The organism is Bacillus cereus group sp. BfR-BA-01331 (assembly GCF_022663915.1).
GTDB classification, from domain to species: Bacteria; Bacillota; Bacilli; order Bacillales; family Bacillaceae_G; genus Bacillus_A; species Bacillus_A mycoides.
Map to the genome: position 1 here is coordinate 1 of NZ_JAKUGJ010000093.1, position 2,084 is coordinate 2,084.

Consider the following 2,084-nt stretch of genomic DNA (forward strand, 5'->3'; position numbering starts at 1 on the left):
CTTATTCCTATACATTAGTTGGGTGGAGTGATAGACAACTAGGGAGTATATAAATCTATTTCCTAGTTGGTATTTTCTTAGTTATATAGCATTAAAAACACTAGGTTCTCACTCATTTGTACAAGGACAAAATATTTTTTTGTTTTTGTACAAATGAGTGAGACGGAATGATTCACCATATAAGGATATTCGACTATAATGAGACATTGTACGTCATTGCAATATCAAAATATTTTAAGGTTGAAATAATTATTGATCTTAGAATAGGAGCTTCGAGAACTCCATGAAACATTACAATGCTTCATATACATGAGATTGTATTTAAGATTATTATATTAAAATTATTGGAGGCTGATGATATATGACTATAGATCATATGAGTAACAACGTAGTAAAAAAATTGGAACAGACGGTGCGCTACGAAAAGAAACAAGTTAAGGTATTGCGTGTAAGTAAAAGTAGTTCAAATATACATGCTTACATGATTTTCCCGGAATTCTCAGAGGCTAAAATTTCAAATACCGAACTGGATGAATATATAGAAAACCTATCAACAAGCGTGAAGTATGTCATTGATCGTAAGTTGAGTCAACAAGAAATTGAAAAACAAAATCACTCTTTCATTATGACGTGTGCAGTCGAGGAAGATGGTGTGTTAGATGATGAAACCATTCATTTTAATACGACGTATGTCAAGCCACCAACGATTGCGAATAAGGTATTTAAGCTAGTGTGTGGCTTAGGAAATCGTCTAAATAGCTTAAAAGAGCTACATATCACAGTATTAAATAATAATATTAATCGAATTGAAATTGAATTTTACAATGAAAATGAAACATATGTGGCAGTAGAGAAAGAAGAAATTGCGAATGCAATTATGGGGGCATATACAAAAGCGAACATTTATTATTCAGCAGACCTCTATTATGTTGCGGAAGGAAATGAAATCAAATTAAAGAGCATTAAACCGAAATTAGCGGGTGATATGTAATGAAACAAGAAAAAGGGATGATTGGTGTCTTATGTACACTCATCTTAACGGTCTTATTACTTATACCATTACAAGCAGCTCATGCATCTGTAAAAGTGGACTTTAATGAATTAAAAGGGAATGATCTTTCGTCATCCTTTAAAGAGGGATTAAATAATCGAACCAAAACACCAGAGAAGGATGATTCATTCGGTTCATCATTAATACAAAAAATTGAGGGTATGTATGCACCTGCCTTTAAAGTAGGGGTAAATATCTTTTCTATCTCTTTCGTATTAGGCGTTATTGTCATGGTTATGGCATTAATTACGAAGAATGGTCAATGGATGAAGTGGGCGACAGGGAGTATGATCTTTTCATTCGTTAGTATGATGGCGATGAGACTAAGTGTGTACTTCTTATTCAGTTCCGATGTAGTTTCGTTTATGAACATCTTTACGGATTTTTTAGACCTGTTTAAATCAACAGCACTTATTTTTACACCATTTATGTTAATTGCAGGTATTCGTTTACGAAAAATTCATGAGAGTACGAAACAACCTGAGTATTATCGTTGGTCCAATCGTGTCATAACGGGATCTTGTTTACTTTGTATGTTAGCCGTACTCGCTCCATGGCTATTTGCGAATATGTAAAGAAATACATATAAGAGGAATGAAAAAGGTACTGAATCTATATTCAGTACCTTTTATCTACCCATATGATTTCTTCGTTCGTATTCTTCAAATACTTCCGGTGATATAGGGGATAAGATGCCACTTAGATATACAGCTGTAAATAAAAAGTATTGTTCATCTTTTGTTTGAATTGTAAGAGTGCCGTGTTCCTCGTTATTGGGGATAATTCGTTCGATTTTCAGTTGTTTTTTGTCGCAAATAATTGCCTTGATTTTATAGACGTTATGTATTGGTAATCTTTCGATATACAGACAACTACGCTCTAACAGATAGAAAATGAGTGCCATTTGTAGAATGAACACAATTTGTAGTAGAGCTGGTATGCCTGCAAAATAGACAAGAAAAATAGAAACTAAAATAATATTTAACTTCGAAAACCATTTCTCGTATTGCTTCATAGAAAGAATACTTTTTTT

The 2,084-nt window shown here is 33.0% G+C and carries 3 protein-coding genes; 2 read left to right on the forward strand and 1 reads right to left on the reverse strand.

The window, feature by feature from the left end; genetic code table 11:
* The first annotated feature begins 361 nt into the window (after nt 1-361).
* Nucleotides 362-991, forward strand: coding sequence for a hypothetical protein (locus MR155_RS30930; protein ID WP_002166878.1), 630 nt, complete (start codon nt 362-364; stop codon nt 989-991).
* On the forward strand, nt 991-1,626 hold the full coding sequence (locus MR155_RS30935; protein ID WP_242312090.1) for a hypothetical protein: 636 nt from the start codon (nt 991-993) through the stop codon (nt 1,624-1,626). Before MR155_RS30930 ends, MR155_RS30935 begins: the two co-directional genes overlap by 1 nt.
* 53 nt (nt 1,627-1,679) lie before the next feature.
* Here MR155_RS30935 and MR155_RS30940 read toward each other — a convergent pair.
* On the reverse strand, nt 1,680-2,084 hold a 405-nt coding region (locus tag MR155_RS30940), incomplete at its 5' end, for a hypothetical protein (protein ID WP_242312091.1).